The sequence below is a fragment of the Arthrospiribacter ruber genome, from assembly GCF_019343195.1.
Classification (GTDB): domain Bacteria; phylum Bacteroidota; class Bacteroidia; order Cytophagales; family Cyclobacteriaceae; genus Arthrospiribacter; species Arthrospiribacter ruber.
In genome coordinates this window covers 125,745-148,476 of sequence record NZ_RPHB01000009.1, presented here as the reverse complement: position 1 = coordinate 148,476, position 22,732 = coordinate 125,745, and the positions used below count along the sequence as shown (strand labels likewise).

Annotated in this window: 13 protein-coding genes and 1 riboswitch; of the genes, 7 read left to right on the top strand and 6 right to left on the bottom strand. The window is 40.7% G+C overall.

Going from position 1 to position 22,732, the window contains the following annotated elements; translation table 11 throughout:
• The first annotated feature begins 62 nt into the window (after positions 1-62).
• Positions 63-3,044, top strand: a complete 2,982-nt coding sequence (locus EGN73_RS18210; protein WP_219293050.1) for a glycosyltransferase family 117 protein — start codon at positions 63-65, stop codon at positions 3,042-3,044.
• 253 nt (positions 3,045-3,297) lie between these two features.
• Here the strand turns inward: EGN73_RS18210 and EGN73_RS18205 are convergent, their stop codons facing one another.
• Positions 3,298-3,711 carry a GxxExxY protein gene (locus EGN73_RS18205; protein WP_219293048.1) on the bottom strand — a complete coding sequence of 138 codons (414 nt, stop codon included), beginning with the start codon at positions 3,709-3,711 and terminating at the stop codon, positions 3,298-3,300.
• 1,380 nt (positions 3,712-5,091) lie between these two features.
• Positions 5,092-5,373, bottom strand: a complete 282-nt coding sequence (locus EGN73_RS18200; protein ID WP_219293046.1) for a hypothetical protein — start codon at positions 5,371-5,373, stop codon at positions 5,092-5,094.
• 221 nt (positions 5,374-5,594) lie between these two features.
• On the opposite strand from EGN73_RS18200, the gene EGN73_RS18195 reads away from it, so the two are divergent.
• Both EGN73_RS18195 and EGN73_RS18190 read left to right on the top strand, forming a co-directional pair.
• On the top strand, positions 5,595-5,927 hold the full coding sequence (locus EGN73_RS18195) for a YbaB/EbfC family nucleoid-associated protein (protein WP_219293044.1): 333 nt from the start codon (positions 5,595-5,597) through the stop codon (positions 5,925-5,927).
• Entirely contained in the window at positions 5,927-6,922 is a 996-nt protein-coding gene (locus EGN73_RS18190) for a glycosyltransferase family 2 protein (RefSeq protein WP_219293042.1), read from the top strand. The genes EGN73_RS18195 and EGN73_RS18190 overlap by 1 nt, the downstream gene beginning before the upstream one ends.
• Here the strand turns inward: EGN73_RS18190 and EGN73_RS18185 are convergent.
• Complete coding sequence (locus tag EGN73_RS18185) at positions 6,919-7,137, bottom strand: PspC domain-containing protein (protein WP_219293040.1); 219 nt, start codon at positions 7,135-7,137, stop codon at positions 6,919-6,921. The two genes, EGN73_RS18190 and EGN73_RS18185, sit on opposite strands and share 4 nt — an antisense overlap.
• Positions 7,138-7,248: 111 nt before the next feature.
• On the opposite strand from EGN73_RS18185, the gene EGN73_RS18180 reads away from it, so the two are divergent.
• The 4 genes from EGN73_RS18180 to EGN73_RS18165 all read left to right on the top strand — a co-directional run bounded on the left by EGN73_RS18180 (position 7,249) and on the right by EGN73_RS18165 (position 18,602).
• The gene (locus tag EGN73_RS18180) at positions 7,249-9,003 is read left to right on the top strand and encodes a tetratricopeptide repeat protein (protein ID WP_246611656.1); all 1,755 of its coding nucleotides are present in this window, start codon (positions 7,249-7,251) and stop codon (positions 9,001-9,003) included.
• A 545-nt stretch (positions 9,004-9,548) separates the two neighbouring features.
• Positions 9,549-12,809, top strand: a complete 3,261-nt coding sequence (locus EGN73_RS18175; RefSeq protein ID WP_219293036.1) for a SusC/RagA family TonB-linked outer membrane protein — start codon at positions 9,549-9,551, stop codon at positions 12,807-12,809.
• Positions 12,810-12,869: 60 nt separating this feature from the next.
• Positions 12,870-14,603: a RagB/SusD family nutrient uptake outer membrane protein gene (locus EGN73_RS18170; protein WP_219293034.1), complete on the top strand. Its 1,734-nt coding sequence runs from the start codon at positions 12,870-12,872 to the stop codon at positions 14,601-14,603.
• 471 nt (positions 14,604-15,074) lie between these two features.
• Positions 15,075-18,602, top strand: coding sequence for a VCBS repeat-containing protein (locus EGN73_RS18165; protein ID WP_219293032.1), 3,528 nt, complete (start codon positions 15,075-15,077; stop codon positions 18,600-18,602).
• A gap of 204 nt (positions 18,603-18,806) precedes the next feature.
• Here the strand turns inward: EGN73_RS18165 and EGN73_RS18160 are convergent, their stop codons facing one another.
• From EGN73_RS18160 to pth, 3 genes are all read right to left on the bottom strand, one after another.
• Positions 18,807-20,054 carry a serpin family protein gene (locus EGN73_RS18160; protein WP_219293029.1) on the bottom strand — a complete coding sequence of 416 codons (1,248 nt, stop codon included), beginning with the start codon at positions 20,052-20,054 and terminating at the stop codon, positions 18,807-18,809.
• A 64-nt stretch (positions 20,055-20,118) separates the two neighbouring features.
• Positions 20,119-21,291, bottom strand: a complete 1,173-nt coding sequence (locus tag EGN73_RS18155; protein WP_219293027.1) for a trans-sulfuration enzyme family protein — start codon at positions 21,289-21,291, stop codon at positions 20,119-20,121.
• Between the two features lie 509 nt (positions 21,292-21,800).
• Positions 21,801-21,905: riboswitch (SAM riboswitch) on the bottom strand.
• Between the two features lie 264 nt (positions 21,906-22,169).
• Positions 22,170-22,730 carry an aminoacyl-tRNA hydrolase gene (gene pth, locus EGN73_RS18150; protein WP_219293025.1) on the bottom strand — a complete coding sequence of 187 codons (561 nt, stop codon included), beginning with the start codon at positions 22,728-22,730 and terminating at the stop codon, positions 22,170-22,172.
• Positions 22,731-22,732: the final 2 nt, after the last annotated feature.

Below are 22,732 nucleotides of genomic sequence, written 5' to 3'. Positions count from 1 at the left end.
AAAATACCCCTCAATTATTAATTATTGCTTATTTTCGCCGTTCACAACTATTTTCAAAAACAATGCTTGAATATAAGAAGGTCAATAACCTGACAGGTTGGCTGGTTTTTGTCGTAGCTACTTTGGTATATGCGCTTACAGTAGAGGAAACGGCAAGTTTTTGGGATCCGGGAGAGTTCATCGCGGTATCCTACAAACTTCAGGTTCCACATCCTCCGGGAGCTCCGTTTTTTCTTTTGACATACAGAATGTTTGGCTTTTTGGCTTTCGGTGATGGACTTTCGGTGGCCTATTGGATGAATATTGGAAGTGCTGTTTTCTCCGGTCTGACCATTTTGTTCCTTTTTTGGTCGATAACCCTTTTTGGCAGGAAGCTATTTGGGGTAGAAAAAGGTAAAGAAAGTAAAGGGCAAACCATCACGCTGATGGGGGCAGGTATAGTGGGAGCTTTGGTATATACCTTCTCAGACAGTTTTTGGTTTTCTGCGGTTGAGGCCGAAGTGTATGCCATGTCTTCTTTTTTTACTGCAATTGTCATTTGGGCATTTCTGAAATGGGACGTGATAGAGGATCCAAGGGATGAAAACAGGTGGATGATCTTTATCGCCTATCTGGTAGGGCTCTCTATAGGGGTCCACTTGCTCAATTTGGTGACATTGCCTGCTTTGGCTCTGATTTATTATTTCAAAAAATATAAAAATCCAGACCTCAAAGGAGGAATCATTGCCTTGGGTTTAGGTGGAGTGGCACTGATCATCATCAACAGTATCATTATTCCCGGCCTTCCAAGTATGGCAGGATCCATGGAGATTTTCTTTGTCAATAGTCTTGGCTTGCCTTTTGGATCTGGTGTTGTTGTCTTTATAGCCTTGTTTTTAGGTTCTTTGATTTACGGCGTTCTTTATTCCATCAAAAACCAAAAAGTTATTTTGAATACCATCTTGGTTTCATTGGTATTTATCATGATCGGTTACGGATCATATGCATTGATCGTCGTACGTGCCAATCAGGATACTGTCATCAACCAAAATGCTCCCAAAGATATCATTAGCTATGTGTCTTATCTGAAGCGTGAGCAATATGGTTATAGACCGTTGATGCATGGACAGTATTTTGATGCAGAACTGATAGAGCAGGAAGAGGGGGCGCCCATTTACCTCAAAGGGAAAGATAAGTACGAGATCGTGGATTATTCCACTGTCAATAAATATGACCCATCGAGGACCACAATTCTTCCAAGGATATATTCCACACAGGAAAGGCACAAGCAGCTTTATCGTTCCAAACTGGGTTTAAGAGAAGGGGAGAAGCCCTCTTTTGGAGACAACCTTTATTTTATGTTCTCCCATCAGTTGGGTCACATGTATTGGAGATATTTTATGTGGAATTTCTCCGGTAGGGAAAGTGATTTTTCAGATGCCCCATGGCTCGGAATCACCGATTTTTTCTCTGATAAATTCCCTGATTATATCAAAGAAAACAAAGCGCACAACAACTACCTGATGCTTCCGCTACTTTTGGGAATTATTGGATTGATTTTTCAGGCCAAATTTGACCCCAAATCCTTTTATGTTACAGCCATGCTCTTCCTGATGATGGGGGTGGTGCTGGTATTGTACCTCAATTCTCCACCTATAGAACCTCGCGAACGGGATTATATTTATGTGGGTAGTTTTTATGCATTTGCCATCTGGGTGGGTATGGGCGTGATGGCCTTGGCTCATGGTATAGGCAAACTCAATAAAAACCTTGCAGTGGCCGGAGTAATTGCTACATTGATCACATTTCCGGTTCCTATTTTGATGGCCAATCAAAACTGGGACGACCACAACAGGCAGGGGAGGTATTTCTCGGTAGATTCCGCCAGGAATTTTCTTTCTTCCTGTGCTCCTAATGCCATATTGTTTACCGGAGGAGACAATGATACTTTTCCATTGTGGTATGTTCAGGAAGTAGAGGGCTTCAGGACAGATGTAAGGGTAGTGGTGTTGAGCTATTTTGACACTGACTGGTATGTGGATCAGCTGTCGCGTCCGGCATACGAGTCTGAAGGTTTGCCGTTTTCCCTTGAGTACGAAAACTACAAGAAGGGGACAAACGATGTGCTTTATGTCATGGAGCGGCAAAATTTGGAAGCGATTTCAGCTAGGGAATACCTCAGACTCCTAAAAAATAAAAGCAATGCCTTGAAATTGACTGCCGGAGGAAGGAGCAGTTACAATATGGTTCCTTCCAAAAATCTGATATTGGATGTAGACCTTCAGGATGTTTATGAAAAAGGTTTGATTCCAGAAGGAATGGAACCTTTGATGACAGACCAGATGAATCTCAGGGTCAAAGGAAACTACCTTACCCGTGGGAATCTGATGTTGGTGGATTTGATTACGAGCAACAATTGGGAGAGGCCGATATATTTCAACAACACGTCCTTGGCGACCATAGGATTGGATATTGAAGATTATGTCGTGATGGAGGGTTTGACCTACAGGTTGCTTCCTGTCCGTAAGCCACAGAACATGCGCTCCGAATTGGTCAATTCAGACCTTGCATTTAAGAATGTCATGGAAGAATTTGCTTTCCGTGGGATGGATAATCCTGATAATTATTTTGATGATGAGTTTAGGAGGTTTACCTCCAATCATAGGTCTGCTATCAATGCCATTGCCATTGCATTGCTGGATGAGGATGATATGGATAGGGCTTCAGAAATTCTGAAGTTTAGCTTGGAAAAAATGCCTCACGAAGGAGTGCCTTATGATCTGGCCAGTGGTCAGATGGTTCCATTGCTATTTGAGGTGGGAGAAGATGATCTGGCCTTGGATATTGTGGAAAAAATCTCCCATAAGTCCATTCAGATGCTTGAATTCTATACCAGAGAAGATAGGGAATTTGACAGGGAGGCCATGATCAGTATAGAAATGCTGAAATACTTTATCCCACTACTTAATGAGCGTGGTTATTCTGAGTTGGCTGATCAGCTAAAAGTTGGGCTTGAAAGGGTGATGGGGCCTGTATCCGGAGGGTCTTTACTAGATAGAATGTAACATTTGATTGCACTTTAAAATACCGTTAAACTTGGTGCTACCTGTCCTGAACTTTGGGGCAGGTAGTGCTTTTTTTGAACCATAAAAGAAGACAAAAGTCACAAAAGGTAGGGGAGTGAATGTTATCAGAAGGAATTAAATGCTTATTGATGTTCGTGTTGGTTCAGGAAAATGGGTTCCGGTTAATAATTTTCTTTTGTTTCCTGTTATGACTTATCCCGAAAGTCGGGACAGGTAGTGGTACAAAACAAAATCACTCATTTAGAACCGTATAAAATTCATTAACATAGGTCTTTTGGCCTTCGTGGTAGAGGTTGACCACATTGAAATTATACATTATTCCTTTTGGAGATTTAAGGAGCTTCATATAGCTGATCAACTTTGCCTCTGCTATCGGAGGAATAGCATCTACTGACTTTAATTCTACTACAATCAGATCTTCAATGTAGAAATCGCACCTTAATTTGGAGTCAATTGAAATATCTTTGTATTGGATTGGTACTCTTAATTCTGATTGAAAATGTAATCCTCGTTTTTCCAATTCATAAGCAAAGCATTGATGGTAAACACTTTCTAATAGGCCTGGCCCCAAAACCTTATGAACCTCAATTGCTGCTCCATTTATTTTATACGTTAGGTCTTTGATGCTTGATTTTGTAGGTTCCATAAAAGTTGAGTTTAAATTTCTTTTTAAAGACTATGTCTAAACTTAAAGTTATATAAAAAGTGTGAAAACATATAATTTAGGTTTCAAATAATTCAACCACAAAAGATTACAAAAGTCACAAAAGTGGGGGGTATGAATGCGAATAGAAGGGGTTGATAGTGATTGTTCTAATAGCAATTGGCTTTGGATTAAAGTTAGTATTGATAATTTCTTTTGTTCCCTATTGTCACTTTTGTGGTTCAACAAAAAAATATGCTGTTGGGAAAATTGGCTTAATATTCCTCAAAAGACAGGGAAGTAATTTTTAATATTGAGGTTTCACCTAGGGATTTATTGAACCACAAAAGAAGACAAAAGTCACAAAAGTTTAGTGATGTGAACGTTCCTAGAAGAAATGAAAGGTATAATTAATGCCTTATCGATACTGGAAAATGGGTTCCGATTAATAATTTTCTTTTGTTCCCTTTTGTGACTTTTCCCGAAAGTCGGGACAGGTAGTGGTTCATTAAAAAAAGACTAATAGTTGTTCAGGAGATCTACTTAGAATATCTCAAATTATAGGGGAATGATATTTTTACTTTTTGAGGTTTCAGCTTGGATTTATTGAACCACAAAAGAAGACAAAAGTCACAAAAGTTTAGTGGTTTGAACGTTCCTAGAAGAAATGAAAGGTATAATTAATACTTTATCGGTACTGGAAAATGGGTTCCGGTTAATAATTTTCTTTTGTTCCCTTTTGTGACTTTTCCCGAAAGTCGGGACAGGTAGTGGTTCATTAAAAAAAGACTAATAGTTGTTCAGGAGATCTACTTAGAATATCTCAAATTATAGGGGAATGATATTTTTACTTTTTGAAGTTTCAGCTTGGATTTATTGAACCACAAAAGAAGACAAAAGTCACAAAAGTTTAGTGGTTTGAACGTTCCTAGAAGAAATGAAAGGTATAATTAATGCCTTATCGGTACTGGAAAATGGGTTCCGGTTAATAATTTTCTTTTATTCCCTTTTGTGACTTTTCCCGAAAGTCGGGACAGGTAGTGGTTCAACAAAAAAATATGCTGTTGGGAAAATTGGCTTAGTATTCCTCAAAAGACAGGGAAGTAATTTTTAATATTGAGGTTTCAGCTTGGATTTATTGAACCACAAAAGAAGACAAAAGTCACAAAAGTTTAGTGATGTGAACGTTCTTAGGAGAAATGAAAGGTATTTAATGCCTTATCGGTACTGGAAAAGGGGTTCCGGTTAATAATTTTCTTTTGTTCCCTATTGTCACTTTTTTGATTTAAAAAAAATCGGCCTTCACCTGTGAAAAGAAAAAAGCACGGAGAAAGTGATGTTTTCTTTTCCGTGCCTTAATTTCTTTAGCAGGTTGCAATCAGTTCAGTCTACTTCCAAAATGGCATTGATTGGGATAAAAAGATTTTGTTTTAGACTGACATATTCAGATCCTACAGCCCACACTGTGGTGGTTACCTGAAAGATTTTTTCATCCGCAGTTTCGAAAGTAATACTTACCTTATTTTTCAATAAGTTCCCCAAAGCCTGCGCTCTCATCAACTCAAAGTTGCGCCGCTTTCGCTCCATTTCATCCTGAAGTACTTCCTTCTTGGAAAATTTCAGGTTTGTGATGTCCTCCTTCTCAATTCTTTCAACAGTTCTCATATTCAATTTAGTCAATGGTATTTGGTGTTATACTTTTTTCAATCGAATTTGATTGAAATAGGTTACGTTAGTTCTATAAAATTTTCAAATAATTTACATATATAAAATTTAATTTCTGTGAACGGTAGATCATTATTGTCATAATTCTTTTAACCTACAAAAAGATGCAGGTTAGACTAAAAGGAAAAAACTATATTTGCCTGAAATTAAACTGATATACTATGTTTGACTTTATGAGTATTATGAATAAGGTGAAAGAAGCCCAAGTTAAAATCAAGGAAGCACAATCCAAGCTTGTGCACCTAAAGGCTGAGGGTGAATCAGGTGCAGGTATGGTCAAAGTTACCGTCAATGGCCAAAGGAAGGTGATTTCTATTCAAATGGATGATTCCTTGGTCAATGTGGCAGATAAAGATATGCTCAGTGACCTCGTAGTAGCAGCTACCAACAAGGCCCTGGAAGAAATCGAAGTAAAAATCAAAGAAGAAATGAAAGCCGCTACCGATGGCATGATGCCAAATATTCCCGGTATGGACTTTGGAAATATGTTTTGATGCAAAAAGCAGCGATTGTCATCCTCAATTATAATGGTGTAGCGCAGCTACGGAAATTTATTCCTTCCGTAGTGTCGTTTTCCTCATTTGATATTGTCGTGATTGACAATGCGAGTACTGATGCCTCTTTGGATTTCCTGCGAAAAAACTTTCCACAAATAAAGCTTGAACAACTGCCCGAAAACCTGGGTTTTGCAGGTGGATATACCAAAGGACTGGGAAATCTTAGAGGGAGATATGAATATTATATTTTGCTCAATTCTGATGTGGAAGTTACCCCACTTTGGGATAGTGAGCTGATCACTTGGCTTGAAAATAATCCTGAGGTGGTCGCTGTACAGCCTAAGATTCTCAAATATGATCAAAAGGACTTTTTTGAACATGCCGGAGCTGCCGGGGGATTTTTAGATGAGTTAGGGTATCCATTTTGTAGGGGAAGGATTTTTGAAACACTGGAAAGTGACAAAGGTCAGTATGAAGAGGACATAAGAGTTGATTGGACTTCCGGCGCCTGTATGGCTGTGCGTTCTGAGATGTTTCACCTTTTTGGAGGGTTTGATCCCTTGTTTTTTTCCCACATGGAAGAAATAGACCTTTGTTGGAGATGGAGAAACCATGGCTACCCGCTTTATTGCCTTCCAAAAGTACAGGTGTTTCATGTAGGAGGAGCTACCCTTTCGCCCACTCATCCACGCAAAACATTCCTGAATTTCAGGAATAGCCTTTTTTTACTTAGAAAGAACCTTGACAAATGGGAATACAGAAAAATTTACCTAAAACGAATACTGTTGGATTTGCTGGCAGCATTTGTTTTTCTCCTCAGAGGCTTACCGTCGCATAGTAAAGCGGTTATAAAAGCCCATATTGGATTCCATAAGTTTAAAAATAAACTTCACAATAGCGGTAAAAAATCTAAAAAGATTGGGACAATGGGAGTTTCTTCCATTCTTTGGGAATATTATTTGCTAGGAAAGAAGAAGTTTTCTGAAATTTAGTCGAACAGTACCGGGTTATTCATCTTTCTAAGGTATTTCCTTACTTTCATCATCATGGCCATACTGACATATATGATGATCGGAGAACCCAGGGTGATAAAAGAACTATAGATGAAAAAAAGTCTGATTGAATCGATGGGAAAGTTGAATTTCTCACCCAATCTGGAACAAACCCCAAAGGCTCTTTCTTCGAAAAACAGTTTTAACTTATTCATGATTCGGTTGGTTTAGAGTCGATTAAATGTAATAAAATATTCTCAATAACTCCAATAATATATTTGAAGCTGGAAATGTTTAAATCTTATCCTTATTTAATTCCGACCATTTTGTTTTTGGTAATTTTTTCTTCTTGTAGTCCAAAGCTTCATAAATATGAAAGTCTGCTGGATGGTATTTCTGCCAAACCGGAAGTGCTTACCATGCACAGGGATTCGGTTCGCGTCAACATTACCGGAGCTTTGCCATTGCCTCTTCTCAATAAAGATACCAAAATATATCTTTTCCCGGAATATAGATATGGAGAGGGAGCTTTGAGATTGGGAGAATTTGTGGCCTTCGACGGCACATACACAAATGCAGTACAGGCCGTAAGGCTGGATGAGAAAATCACTTTCCCCTACCTGGAAGGCATGGACAAAGGAGTGTTGGCCATCAAAGCGCTAGTATTTCATAAAGACAAGGTTTTTGTGCCTTCAGAAAAGGAATTGGTACCTGGAGTCAGCATATTGCCATTGCTGACCCGCTTGGGGCAAATCACTCCCAATGAGCCCATTGAGGAAATAGGGATGTACATCAGCACTGACTTCCCGGGTTTTTCCACCAATTCAGAAAGACAGTTTTCTGTAAATTTTCCATTAGGTTCTGCACAGGTACCTGGCAGAACTTTGCCGACTACACTTTACAACTTTCTAAATAGAGGAGAAAGAGGTTTTGTAATCAAAAAAATCACGGTCACAGGATTGGTTTCTCCTGAAACCGCTGAATTGAGCAATCCCACTTTGTCTGGTCAGCGGGCGGAAAACCTGAAGCAAAGAATCAAGAATATCCCTGCTGTAAGTCATGTTCCGGTGGAAATTGAAGAGAGGAGAAATGATTTTTTTGATTTCAGGATGCTGCTGAGAGATTATGGAGGTATCAATACTACACAGAAGGATGCGTATTACCAGATTCTGACCACAGATGAAAGTTTCGAATCCCAGCTTGCCCAAATCCGACAGTTGAGCACTTTTAGAAAAGTATCAGCAGACCTGTTCCCAAAGCTGCGGACCGCCCAAGTTAAAATAGAACTGGAGAATTCGAGATTTTCCGATGCGGAGATTTCTGCCTCAGTGTATAAGATGCTCAAGGAAGGCGAAGGATTGGAAGGTTTTACGAAAGAGCACCTTATTTTTGCCGGGCAGCAGGCCAAGCGATTGGAAGAAAAGGAAAAAATCTATCAAAAACTGGTTGAAATTGCTCCTTCCGTACTGGCTTATAATAACCTGGGGGTAGTCTTTCTCAATAAGGCTCAGAGGGAACTGGATGTGCGGCAAAAAAATATATATATCAGCAATGCGCTTAGTAACCTAAGGGAAGCAAACAGGATTCAGACCAATTCTATTTCCATGCACAATATTGGTAGGGCGTATTTGTTAAGAAAGGATTATTTTGAGGCTTATGTGGCTATATCGGAAGCCTCTGGCCTGGAAAGAAGTGAGACGAGCGAGTTTCTTAGGGTCAATGAAGGCCTGAGAGGAGCTTTGGATATTTTGAATGGGGATTACCGATTGGCCACCATAAGGTTTAACCGTGCTCCTGAAAGTGAAGTGAATTATTTTAATAAGGGTTTAGCCTATTTTTTGGCGGAGGATTACAGGCAGGCCATGATTGCTTTCGAAGAGTCGGCGCTTTTGGACAGAGATTTCGGATATGGATTTTATGGACTTGCTTTGGTAGCAGCTGTCAGCAATGATGAACAGGCCCTGATAGAAAATCTGCAGAAAGCGATCAGCCGGTCTGAGTTTTTAAGAGAAAGGGCCATGAGGGAAGTTCTGTTCAGAAGGTATTGGGACAGACCGGCATTTATAAGAGTGTTGAAATGACATTATTTTTTGATATGCTCAAAAACTGCCTTTAAAGAATATTAAAGGCGTTTTTTGTCAAATATAGGATTATTTGAAGTTTGTTTTAAAATGTTAAAAAATTTAAAAATCGAATTTCAAAAAAAGTTTTTGTATTATTCATTATTCTCTTAAATTAGTTGCTGATATATGGGGAAATGTAAAAGAATCTTCATTCTTACGCATCTTTACCAAATATTCATGAAGTACCCAATCAAAGAATAACCTTAAAACCTATATTAACAATAATCCCAAATCTCGATGCCTATGAACAAAGCCCCTTTTTTTATTTGAGAATACAAAATCGTTTTAGCAGTACACACTGACGACCTCCTGATCTTTGGATCCAGGATTGTAGAAAAAGATAGCACAAGTTATCGTGGTTTAATCAAGCAATAGGAAAAGGCTGATACTGGTCTTGCAAACTATTGCAATTATTTTGCAAAATTTTGCAAACGATTGCATGATTAAGAAATAATTAATTGCTTTCAAACCTTATCAATTAATAATTATTACCCAATCAATCTATGTTTATGGAAAAACTTTACAAAAGCTTAAGTGTATTTATACTACTCTTAGTGCTTTCCAGTGCTACAGCACTGGCGCAAAGAACAGTGACGGGTACCATTCTCGATGAATTCGGGGACGGTCTTCCTGGAGTTACTGTTTTAGTCAAAGGAACCACCACTGGAACAGCGACGGACATTGATGGAAACTTCTCCCTTAATGTTCCCTCAGATCAAAGTGTGTTGGTATTTTCTTTTATCGGCTATGCTACTATTGAGCAAGTGATAGGAAACAGGTCAGTCATTAATCTGACTATGAATCCCGATGAAAGAACGCTTACAGAATTGGTCATCACAGGTTATACTATTGATAGCCGTAGAGAAACTACAGGTGCTATTTCAACGGTTGACCCAAAAGATTTGACGATCATTCCTACAGGAAATATTGAGCAGACCTTACAAGGAAGGATTGCCGGTGTTACTGTAGTTACCAATGGTCAGCCCGGAACGGCTTCCCAAGTTAGGGTACGTGGTTTTGGTGCTTTCGGTGGTAACGAGCCATTGTATATTGTTGACGGTTTACCAGTTACCAATACTGATTTCTTGAATCCTGATGATATTGAATCAGTTACTACTTTGAAAGATGCTGCAGCTGCTTCCATTTATGGTGCTCGGGCAGCGAATGGTGTAATTGTATACACTACAAAAAGAGGTAGTAAAAAAGCCCAAAAATTAAGATTTGATTATAATGGCATGATGGGCTTTACTGATCCAGGTAGAGGTTTGGATATGACTAATCCTCAGGAATATGCAGACATTACATGGTTGGCTGAAAGAAATCAGGCTAGAATCGACGGTAGAGCTCCTAATTTCGGTCACCCACAATTAGGTAACGGTCCAAATCCTGTTTTGCCATACTATATTAATGTGGGTGGTGAGGCAGGTGTGGCGGGACCTTTGACTCCTGCTCAACTTGAAGAACAAAGAGAACTATACAATATTGACCCCAGAAGAGGTGCAGTGCATCAATTGGTGAGGGCTGCTACCGGAGAAGGTACAGATTGGTTTGATGCTGTAACCAGAAGAGCACCAATTCAGAGACACTCTTTAGGTTTTTCAGGTGGTTCATCCACCAGTAGATTCTTCTTGGGTATGGGTATCCAGGAACAAGCAGGGATCTTGTTGAACAATGATTTTAGAAGGATTTCATTGAGAGCCAACTCAGAGCATGATATTGGAAGCAAAATAAGAGTAGGACAAAACTTTCAGGCTACTTATATCCAAAGATTGGGTCAGACTGGTGCTGGTGGAGGACAAAGGGTAGCTCAGGATGAAAATGACATCCTACAGGCTTTCCGTATGCCTTCTATTATTCCTGTTCGTGATGAATTTGGTGGATATGCAGGCACGGCTGCAAGAGGCTTCAATAACCCTAGAAACCCTGTAGCCAACAGAGAGGGATTAGCCGACAATAGAAACTTCGACGCCAATGCATTTGGTAACGTATATGTTGAATTTGAGCCGGTGCAAAATTTGGTATTTAGATCTTCCATTGGTGGTCAATACAATAATTTCTATGGAGTAGGATTCTCAAGATTACAGTATGAAAACTCTGAAAACAATTCAGCTTTTGGATACAATGAATTTTCAGGTTATAGCATGCAGTGGGTATTCACCAATACGGCACAGTGGAAAAAGACAATTGACAGACATCAATTTGATATTTTGGTAGGTCAAGAGTCTTTGAACACAGGTTCTGGTAGAAATATGAACACTACAGGTCAGAATCCTTTCTCTGAAGACCCCAACTTCATTACCATTTCTAATTTGCCGTTTGCCACTAGGATTGCCAACTCTGGACAATTCTTAGGTGTTAATTTCCTCTCTTATTTCACTAGGGCGAATTATACCTACAATGACAAATATATTTTCAGTGCAGTAGTAAGGCGTGATGGTTCTTCCAGGTTTGGTCCAAACTTCAGATGGGGTACTTTTCCGGCCTTCTCAGCTGCATGGAGGTTATCTTCAGAGTCGTTCATGTCTTCTGCAACATGGTTGGATGATTTGAAAATCCGAGGGGGTTGGGGACAGATGGGTAACTCTAACAACGTGGATCCCAATAATCAATTCTCATTGTTCGGTGGTGACTTAGGAGCTTCTTCTTATGATATCACAGGCTCCAACAGTTCAGCCTTGATTGGTTTTAGAAGAACTAGAATTGGTAACCCTAATGCGAGATGGGAAACAGCTGTAACCAAGAATATTGGTTTTGACGGTTCAGCCTTCGGAGGAAGATTGGATGTAATCGTGGATTTGTGGCAGAAAGATACCAGAGATCTTTTGTTCCAAGTACCTATTCCATCTGTGGCTGGATTTAATGCAGCAGCTCCTGCTGTGAACATTGGAGAAATGCTGAACCGTGGTGTGGACATTACCATCGCTACAAGAGGTAATTTTTCTTCAGATTGGAGATATGATCTTCAGGTGAATGGTGGTTTCTTGAAAAACGAGATAGTATTCTTGGCTCCAGGAATTGACTTTATCATCGGCGGTGCAGCTGATCCTGCATTTAGAGGTATCCGACCAATCAGAAACCAAGTGGGTCAGCCAATTTCTTCTTTCTTTGGTTATGTCGTGGATGGATTGTTCCAAAATGAAGAAGAGGTGGCCAATCATGCCACTCAAGACGGTGCTGCCCCTGGTCGATTCAGATATGTGGATACCGATGGGGACGGAAGAATTACACCAGATGATAGACAGTTCCTAGGATCTCCTGTGCCAAAATTCTCTGGAGGGTTGAATTTCACAGTAGCATATAAAAACTTTGATATGTCGGCCTATTTCTTTGGTACTGCTGGTAACAAGATTTGGGCACAGTGGAGATGGTTTACTGACTTCTTCCCTACATTTGAAGGAGCTGCCATATCAAGAAGGTTATTGGATTCTTGGACACCTGATAACCCTAACACTAATGTACCTGTGGCTGATAAAACAGCCAGCTTCAGTACTTCGGGTGTAGAAAACAGTTATTATGTGGTTGATGGCTCCTTCTTGAGACTTCAAAACCTTACTTTAGGTTATACCATGCCTAATAACTTACTACAAAGATGGAAATTAGAGAGGTTGAGAGTTTTTGTTGCAAGTAACAACTTGTTTACTATCACTGGATATGATGGATTGGATCCAATGGTAGGTGGTAATGTTGACTTGGCTTATGGTATTGACGTAGGAAACTACCCTGTAACTAGGCAGTACACTGTAGGTTTAAATTTAAGCTTCTAAATCTAACAATGTTTCAAACATTTTGTTAGCGAAGAAAATTTCAAAAGTAATTACTGAAATATGAAAAGATTTAAAATTAAAATGGCGATGATGCTTACAGCAGGAACTCTGTTGTTTGCATCAAGTTGTGAGGACTTCTTGGAGGTTCCGGTGGTGGGCCAGTTATCAGAAGCTCAATTATCTTCCTTAGAAGGTATTGATGCTGCCTTGATTGCTGCTTATTCTCAGGTAAATGGAAGGTTCCAGCGTATGGCTTCTCCTTCCAACTGGGTATGGGGAAGTATTCGAGGTGGAGATGCCAATAAAGGTACTGATCCAGGGGATTTCGTTTCCATTAACCCTATTCAAAGGTATGAGGCATTCTCTACAATTGATATCATTGAGGAAAACTGGAATGGTAACTATGAGGGTATAGCAAGAAACAACAATGTCCTTAGATTGCTAGATATTAGAGGTAGTGATGTTTCTGATGCGCAGGCTTTACGTTTTGAAGCTCAGGCAAGATTCTTAAGAGCTCATCATTACTTTATGTTGTACAGAAACTTCAATAAAGTTCCTATTGTACCTCATACTGTGGATTATGGATCTGAGGAGTTTGATAACTTGAGCAATGACCAGGAAATGCTTCCTTTTATTGAAGCTGAATTTAGGTTTGCTGCTGAAAACCTACCGGCTACACAGCCTCAAGTAGGAAGGGTTAATTCTTGGGCCGCCAAATCTTACCTTGGAAAAGTTCTATTGTACCAAGGAAAGTGGGCTGAGGCAAAGCAAGTATTTGATGATGTGATTGCCAATGGTGTTACCAGCAATAACCTTAAATATGGACTTGTCCCCTATTATGACGATATGTTCCGGGGTGCCAATGATAACCATCAGGAATCTATCTGGGCATATCAGTCAGCGGCCGGTACAGGTACTGTGAACAATGCCAATCCTGAATTTGACCTGAATTTCCCATACAATACCGGACCAAATGGACCTGGTAACTGTTGTGGGTTCTTTCAGCCTAGCTTTACCTTTGTAAATTCATTCAGAACAAGTAACGGTTTGCCTTTATTGGACAACTCCTTTAACCAACCAGCAAACAGAGTAGTTAGTGATATGGGTTTGACTTCTGCACAGCCTTTCACTCCTGATGCTGGTCCATTGGATCCAAGGTTGGATCATACTGTGGGAAGAAGGGGTATTCCATATTTGGACTGGCAGGACCATCCAGGTGAAGCTTGGGTACGTAACCAACCAAATGGTGGACCTTATGCGCCTAAGAAGTATGTGTATCAGCGTGCTGAGCAAGGTACTTTCCAAGATAACTCTTCTTGGACTCCAGGCTATACCGGTATCAACTTTCTGATCATTCGTTTCGCGGATGTATTGTTGATGGCTGCAGAAGCAGAAGTTGAGTTGGGTAATTTGGAAGCAGCCAGACAATATGTAAATATGGTTAGAGAAAGGGCCAAAAACTCTGAGCTTCTTAGAGACAATGGACAGCCTGCTGCCAACTATGTAGTGGAATTATATAATTCTCCTTGGACTGATGCCAATACTGCTAGGACAGCGGTTAGGTTTGAAAGAAACCTAGAACTTGGTATGGAAGGACATAGGTTCTATGATTTGGTAAGATGGGGTATTGCCAAAGAAGCCATTGATTTCTATTTGGCTTTGGACGGAACCCTTTTACAAGCTGCATTAGGTGGATCTGTATTCACCGCTGGCCGTGATGAATTGCTTCCAATTCCGCAAAACCAAATTGACTTGATGGGTTCTGACAAAGTCAGACAAAATCCTGGATTCTAATTTATTATGTAGTTTTATATTGAAAAGAGGATGGCTTATGCCATCCTTTTTTTATGTGTTGTTTGGAAGAACGTATGATAATTTTTAGGCATGTTTGTTAAGCTATAGCTTTCACTTTGGTGTTATATTTGATAGCTGCCATTCGTGTCTTATAAAGGCTACCGTTTATGTCTTCAAGTATTAACCGCCTACGTTCGTGTCTTCACGAACGGCTACAACCGCCTACTTCATCGCCCCAGTTCGTATCCTCACGAACGGAAACATCCTCCACTTTCACCGCCTACGTTTGTGTCTTCACAAAGGTATAATCACCGTACTGCCGTCCATGCTGAAATTTCCATCGCACTTAAGCGGTGGCATAAGCTTGGTAATTGGCCTTTAAAGTCAAAATTCCCTAAAATCTTTTCGCCTTTTAATAAATAAATACCAATATTTGGTTTCTATTAAGCCCAACACAACCTGTTATTACCCATGAGAATTATCCTATTGATTTGCAGTGCTTTGGTGCTGCTTTCATCCTGCAAAAAATCCCCCGAAACCTTATTCGTCCTCAAGTCCCCAAATGAGACCGGTATTCATTTCAATAACGAAATTGTAGAAACGGACACTTTCAATATCCTGACGGACGAATATATTTTTAACGGAGGCGGTGTGGCTGTAGCTGATTTCAACAATGACGGATTGCCGGATCTTTACTTTACAGGGAATCAGGTGGCCAATAAACTATACCTCAACAAAGGAAACCTGAAATTTGAAGACATAACAAATGGTTCAGGTACAGCCGCTGCCGATAGGTGGAGTACGGGAGTGACCATTGTGGATATCAATGGAGATGGTTGGATGGATATTTATGTCTGTGCCGCCATGTTTCCGGATATGGAAAAAAGAGCAAACATGCTTTTTGTAAATCAGGGTCTTGATGAAGAAGGGAATCCTTACTTCGAAGAACAGGCTGCCCAATATGGAATTGCGGAAACGGGCAATAGCATGATGGCTACTTTTTTTGATTATAACAATGATGGCTTTCTTGACCTTTATGTGCTCAACAATGAGCAAAATAAGGCCATTCCTTCCAATTTCAGAGAGAAAATCACCGATGGTTCTGCAATCAATAATGATAGACTTTATCGCAATAATGGGGATGGGACTTTTTCAGACGTGACCATTGAGGCAGGAATTACCATAGAAGGTTTTGGTCTTGGATTGGCCATTGCTGATATCAATTTTGACGGCTGGCCGGATATTTATATTTCCAACGATTACACACCGAATGATATCCTGTATATCAATAATCAGGACGGCACCTTTTCCAATCAGACCAAGGAGTATATCCGGCACCAAAGCATGTTTTCTATGGGCTCTGATATAGCGGACTTCAACAATGATGGATTTGTAGATATCATAACTTTGGATATGTTGGGTGAAACCAATTTCAGAAAGAAAACCACCATTGCCAAGAATCCATATCAGACCTATATTTCCAATGAGCAGTGGGGCTACGAATACCAACATGTAAGGAATATGCTACATGTGGGTAATGGTCCAGGTGTACCTTTCAGCGAAATTGGGTTTATGGCAGGGGTGTATCAGACCGATTGGTCCTGGTCTCCTTTGTTTGTGGATGTGGACAATGACGGGCAGCGGGACTTGTTGGTGACCAATGGTTTTCCCCGGGACATCACAGACAAGGATTTTGCCAATTACCGGGCGGATGTTGGAGGTGTAGCCAGCACAAGGCAGCTTCTGGATTCTATACCTATAGTCAAAATACCCAATTACTCCTTTAAAAATAAGGGGGATTGGACCTTTGAAGATGTTGGGGAAAAGTGGGGACTTAATAAGCCATCCTTTTCCAATGGAGCAGTGTTTGTGGATCTGGACGGGGATGGAGACTTGGACTATGTGGTCAATAACATCAATGATCCGGCTTTTGTTTTTGAGAACACATTGGATTCAAGAGCTGATAAGGGACATTTCTTCAGGGTCAAATTGCAGGGAACGAAAAATAATCCAATGGGAATAGGGGCCAAATTGGCCCTGCGGGATGAGAATGGCGGTTTTTTGTATCATGAACAACAGGTCTCCAGAGGATACATGTCAGCAGTGGAAGATGTGGTGCATTTCGGACTTGGGTCGGGGAATGGAAACCTAACTTTGGATGTTTTATGGCCTGATGGCAAGTTTCAGCAAATAAAAGGTTTGTCCCCTGATCAATTGATCCAGGTAGCTCATCAGGATGCTGCTGTGGTAGATTTAGCCCAGGTCACTTTTCCTTTGAAAGCTCCTGTGACCAATCCTTTTCTCAAGGAGGTGTCAAGAAGTCTGGGGATAGATTTTACGCACAAGGAAGATGATAAAATTGATTACAATGTTCAAAGGACCCTTCCCCATAAGCTGACACAATTCGGCCCAAGTCTGGCGGTAGGAGATCTGAACGGTAATGGACGAGAGGACTTTATTGTGGGCAGTGCTGCAGGTTACCCTGCCTCAGTATTTTTGCAGAATGGAGATGGAAGCTTTACCGAAAGGAGATTATTGGACAGTGATGAGGACAATCGCTATGAGGAAATGGGGATGGTCCTCTTTGATATAGACAATGATGGCGATCTGGATCTGTATCTTGTTTCAGGAAGTTCTGAATTTAAACCAGGCGCAGAAGAATACATAGACAGGGTGCTTATCAATGACGGCAAAGGTAATTTTTCAAAGCCCAATGATTCCAACCATTTTTTACCGGAGGCAAGTGGTACAGTGGTACGGGCAGCAGATTTTGATGGTGATGGATATATGGATCTCTTCGTTGGAGGAAGGACACCGATAGGCAAGTATCCAATGCCGGAGCGTTCTTTTATTCTCAAAAATGTGGACGGCAGGCTTCAGGATGTGACAGAAGATATTGCTCCGGGGCTTTCTGAAATTGGTATGGTGACGGATGCCTTGTGGACGGATGTGGACGGAGATGGGTTGCCGGACCTGATGGTAGTGGGCGAGTTGATGTCTATTGTAGTCTATAAAAACACAGGTAATGCATTAAAAAGGCTGAATGATACCGGGCTGGAAAAATACAAGGGCTGGTGGAACAGTATTGCGGCAGGGGATTTCAACGGAGATGGTAAAATGGATTACATCGTAGGTAACCTCGGCGCCAATAATTATTACCATCCATCCCAGGAAAGGCCGGTGAAAGTGTATGCAAAGGATTTTGATGGCAATAACAGTATAGACCCTGTGATTTTCACCCATTTCAAAGACAATACAGGGAACTATATTTCTGTACCGGCACACTACTGGGATGACTTATATGGACAGAGTACGCTTTTCAGGAGGAAGTTTTCCAGGTATAAAGAATACGGCAGGGTGACTGAACAAAGTTTGTTTACTCCCCAAGAATTGGAGGATGTATTGATTTTGGAAGGAACTTATGACAGAAGTGCTTTTTTGGAAAATTTAGGAAATGGAAAGTTTAAGGTTCATGAGCTTCCTTTATTGGCCCAGACGGCTCCGGTCAATGGGATTACCATTGATGACCTTGATGGAGATGGAAATTTGGATGTTTTGTTGATTGGGAATGATTATGGCAATGAAGTGTTTTCCGGCAGGTATGATGCCTTCAATGGCCTGGTATTGCTGGGAAATGGAAAAGGTGGCTTTGAGCCAAAAAGGTCTTTGGAAAGTGGTTTTGTCGTGCCTGCTGATGCAAAGGCAATGGTAAAGCTTCATCAGGAGAATGGCAATGCCTTATATATTTCTTCGCAAAACCGGAACCGTTTATTGGTACATCAACAGGTAAATGAAGTGAATGACAAGGTTTTTAAGACCCCTACCCAATTCCATACTTTGATTATGGAAATGCAGGATGGTAAGAAGAAAAGGGTGGAGGTGAATAACCGATCCGGTTTCCTGAGTAATTCTTCCAATGCAGTGCGATTGCCTGAAAATATCAAGTCATTGAAAGGGGTGGATTATAAAGGGAATGAGGAGGAGTTGGAAGTGAATTAGTTCAATTTGAGCTTCTGGATTTTCCTCATCTTGGAGCTCTATAAACACACTCTCTGGTATCGGCCTTAAAGTATAAATATCTTCTCCACTGGGATACAAAAATGCATCTCCACAGGTACTTGTGGGGAGGTCTGGATCATCAGCACAAGATGCCAAAGTGAAAAGTAAAAGTATTAAGATTGCTTTGGGGATTTTGGGCATGGCTTAAAGTTTTGACGGATCTCCAAGCTTACCCATGAACAAAATGGCACCGCTGTGTTTTTCCTGAATCATGAAGATAAAAGGCTTGTCCAGCGTGATTACCGGAGGTACAGAAGGCCCAGCACTAAACCTTTCCACCACTTCGACAACCGTCGCTGCCGCTGCTTCACTTCCTTTTTCATCCACTTCTATCAGGGCATCGTGGATCACCCTGGAGATTTTCAGTAAGTCAGTAGGATTATCAAACAATTGGGTGAAGTTATCCTCATGAAATCCAAAAGGTGTCACCAAGCCCATGGCTATCAGGTCATCTGCAAGATTCTCGATTTTATAACCCATTTTGAACTTGGGCATTTTTAGGATAAAGTTGGCCTCCTGACTTTCTTCCTTCCATTTTTTATAATTGTCAAAAGTAAGGGCAGCTGCTGCTTGATTGAGGTCGCCTGATTCATTGTACAAGATAGCCATATTGTATTGTCCTGTGCTGTAGGGGATTTCCAGATAGCGGTATCCATTTCCCCAAAAGGTTCTAAAAGTGCTAGGTTTATCCAGATCCATCATATCTACCTGAATGGGAGAGTTCGGGCTAGGGTAGAAGGGTTCTTTTTTGGTTTTTTTGGAATCAAACTGGTATTTCCAATCGGCTTTGTAATGGATGGCATTGACCAGGTACATGACTGCATTGGTAGGAATCATATCCAGAATATCCCTGATCATGCCTCTTGTTTTTTTCTCTACCCAGTCATTGATGACTTTGACGGAATTGGGATCCGTCATTTGGAGTGGAGCAATTTCCGCATCATAAAAATCATTGGCTATGGATTTAAATGGAGCTTTCACCTGATATCCTTCTTTGTACCATATGGCATTGGCAATCTTCAGGTCAACTTTTGGATCCACTTGGGTTAAAAACTGTCTTAAGTCTCTGGATCCCTGATTGGCCTCATCAACACTCAGATTGTCGTAGCGCAAGGTTTTGATATATTCCTGGAGCACCGGGTTTTCATTACCGTTCATGGTCATGGAAAGTGCCTGGTGAATGCTATAGGGGCTGAAAAACTGGTTAGGCTCCTGCTCATCATTGAGCTGATGAAACAGGTCAATGGCAAAAAGGCTACAGGCTCCTGAAAGCTCCTGCTCCTCCGCCGATAGTGTTCTTAAATTGGCTTCCCTGGGTGTTTGCTCCTGATATTCTATACAGGAAGAGGCAAGTAAAACTAAAACAATGAGAGAAATAGCTGGAGTTTTCATGGCTCAAATAATTTTGTTTACAGCTACAAGACGCCAGCTTTAACCTAAATGCTACAGTTGCTTATCAGAATTTTGATTTTTCCAAAGCTCTTTCGATATCCTTGGTGATGTCTTCGTGGTGCTCAAGTCCAACAGAAAGCCTGATAAGCCCGTCAGAGATCCCGACTTTGGCCCTTTCCTCTTCGCTCAGTTTGCTATGTGTGGTAGAGGCAGGATGCGTGATAATACTTCTGCTATCTCCCAGGTTAGCGGTGACAGAAATCATTTGAAGCTGGTCTATAAACCTTTGTGCCCTGGCTATGCCTCCTTTCAAGGAAAGCGTAATGATTCCACCCCCTAGTTTCATCTGTTTTTGAGCAAGATCATATTGTGGATGGCTCTTTAAAAATGGATATTTTACATTTTCCAATTCAGAATTCCCCTCGAAATACTGGGCTACTTTCAATGCACTTTCACAATGCCTGTCCATTCTGACGGCAAGTGTTTCCATGCTTTTTGCCAAGATCCAGGCATTGAACGGGGAGATGGAAGGTCCTGTATGTCTGGCAAAAAACTGTACCTCTTGGATAAGCTCTTTTTTGCCCAATATCAATCCACCTAATACCCTTCCCTGTCCGTCGATAAACTTGGTAGCAGAATGGGTTACAATATGGGCTCCCCATTTGGCAGGTTGCTGTAAGTATGGTGTAGCAAAACAATTGTCCACTACCAGTATCAGGTTGTGCGCTGCCGCAAACTTGCCTGCCCATTCGAGGTCAATGATTTCCAGTCCTGGATTGGAGGGTGTTTCGATGAAAAGCATTTTGGTGTTGGGCTGAAGCAGTTTTTCCCAATTGGCAATATCTGAAATGTCACCATAGGTAGAGCTGATCCCCCATTTTGGAAATACCCTTGTCAAAAGCTGATGGGTGGAGCCAAAAAGAGAGCGAGATGCCAGAATATGATCTCCCTGTTGCAGCAATGCTGCCATACTGCCAAACATTGCCGCCATACCGGAGGCTGTTGCGATACCATCTTCCGCCCCTTCAGCAGCACAGACTTTCTGTATAAGGTCGGTTGAGTTTGGATTGGCGTATCTGGAGTAAATATTTCCTTCAATCTCTTCCGCAAACATGGCACGGGCTTCTTCTGCGGTGTCAAAAGTAAAGCTGGAAGATAGGTACAGTGGGGCAGAATGCTCCCTTTGATTGGATTTGGAGGCTGCTATGCGTATGGCGTCGGTTTCAAAATGGGTCATGGGATATTAAATTGATATATAGTAGAAATAGGGTAGAAATATATTGAAATAGGCTTATAGATATTGATCGATACTGGTTGATATTTGTAGATATTGTTTTCGCAAGTTGTAAGTTTTCTGATAAGTTTTAAAAGAGAAATTGGGTTATTAATATAGATATAAGGTTGAAATACAGTGGAAATAAGTAGAAATAGGCTTATAGATATTGATCGATACTAGTTGATATTTGTAGATATTGTTTTCGCAAATTGTAAATGGCATGAGTGAATTTTAAAGGAAAATGGAGTTTAGGCTTCACCCGAGCGAGTAAGGTGAAATTATTGAAACTTGAAATAAGGTTGAAATACAGTGGAAATGTGTTGAAATAGGGTTGGAGGCTAGTTTTGGGTTTGCCCAACCTTTGAGGTCTTTTTTTGACCTCGAAGGTTTTTCTTATAACGATCCCTAAATCGAATGCTCTTTCGAATCCCTTAAATAAAATGAAAAGCTGAATCAATCGCATAATTTCCAATTTATAGTTCCCACTTGGGGCAGGTATTGGCACCTTTCCTGATGTGTCGGGATGGTTGCCAGAGGGTCCTAGAGCCTGTTCTCTCACCTCTTCTTTATAAATCAGTTTCCTGAAGTGAATACAAAGAAAGTTTTCAAAAAGTTGAAATCAAAAAAATACAGTCAATACTTTTGAAACAGATAGGATCTCCTTAGATGTAGAAGGGAAATATGATAGAAATATGATAGAAATACGGTAGAAATAAAATGGAAATACAATTGAAATATATGTATATCCGGTATTATACTACTAGCCAATTTAAACAAGTGCCTAGATCAATCAGATACTAAAATCCATCAATATCGATAAATACCCATCAATATTTATTTTAATCATTAAACTGAGTCATGGTCATATTGATCCCGGCAGTTCCAAAACTTAAGGTCATGTCAATGGCCTTGTCCATGAAAATAGGCAATTCATCGATTTCCTGCTGGGTCCATCTTCCAAGGACATAATCCACCTGTCTTCCTTTGGGGAAATCATCACCTATTCCAAACCTAAGTCTAGGGTAATCTTGACCTCCGCAGAGTGCTTCAATATTTTTTAATCCATTGTGTCCTGCTGCAGATCCTTTTCCGCGCATTCTCAATTTCCCAAAAGGTAGCGCAACATCATCCACGATTACCAGGATATTTTCTTTTGGAATATTCAGCTCCTTCATCCAGTAATTGACAGCCTTGCCACTGAGATTCATATATGTTGTAGGTTTGATCAGGTGGAAGGCCCTTCCCTTGTGTTTGAAGTCTGTGGTGAAGGCAAGACGGTTACTTTTCCAAGCCGCACCAAACTTGTCCGCAAGTCTATCTAAGGTCAAAAAGCCCACATTGTGTCGGGTAAGTTCATATTCAGGTCCGATATTTCCCAGTCCCACTATAAGATATTTCATAC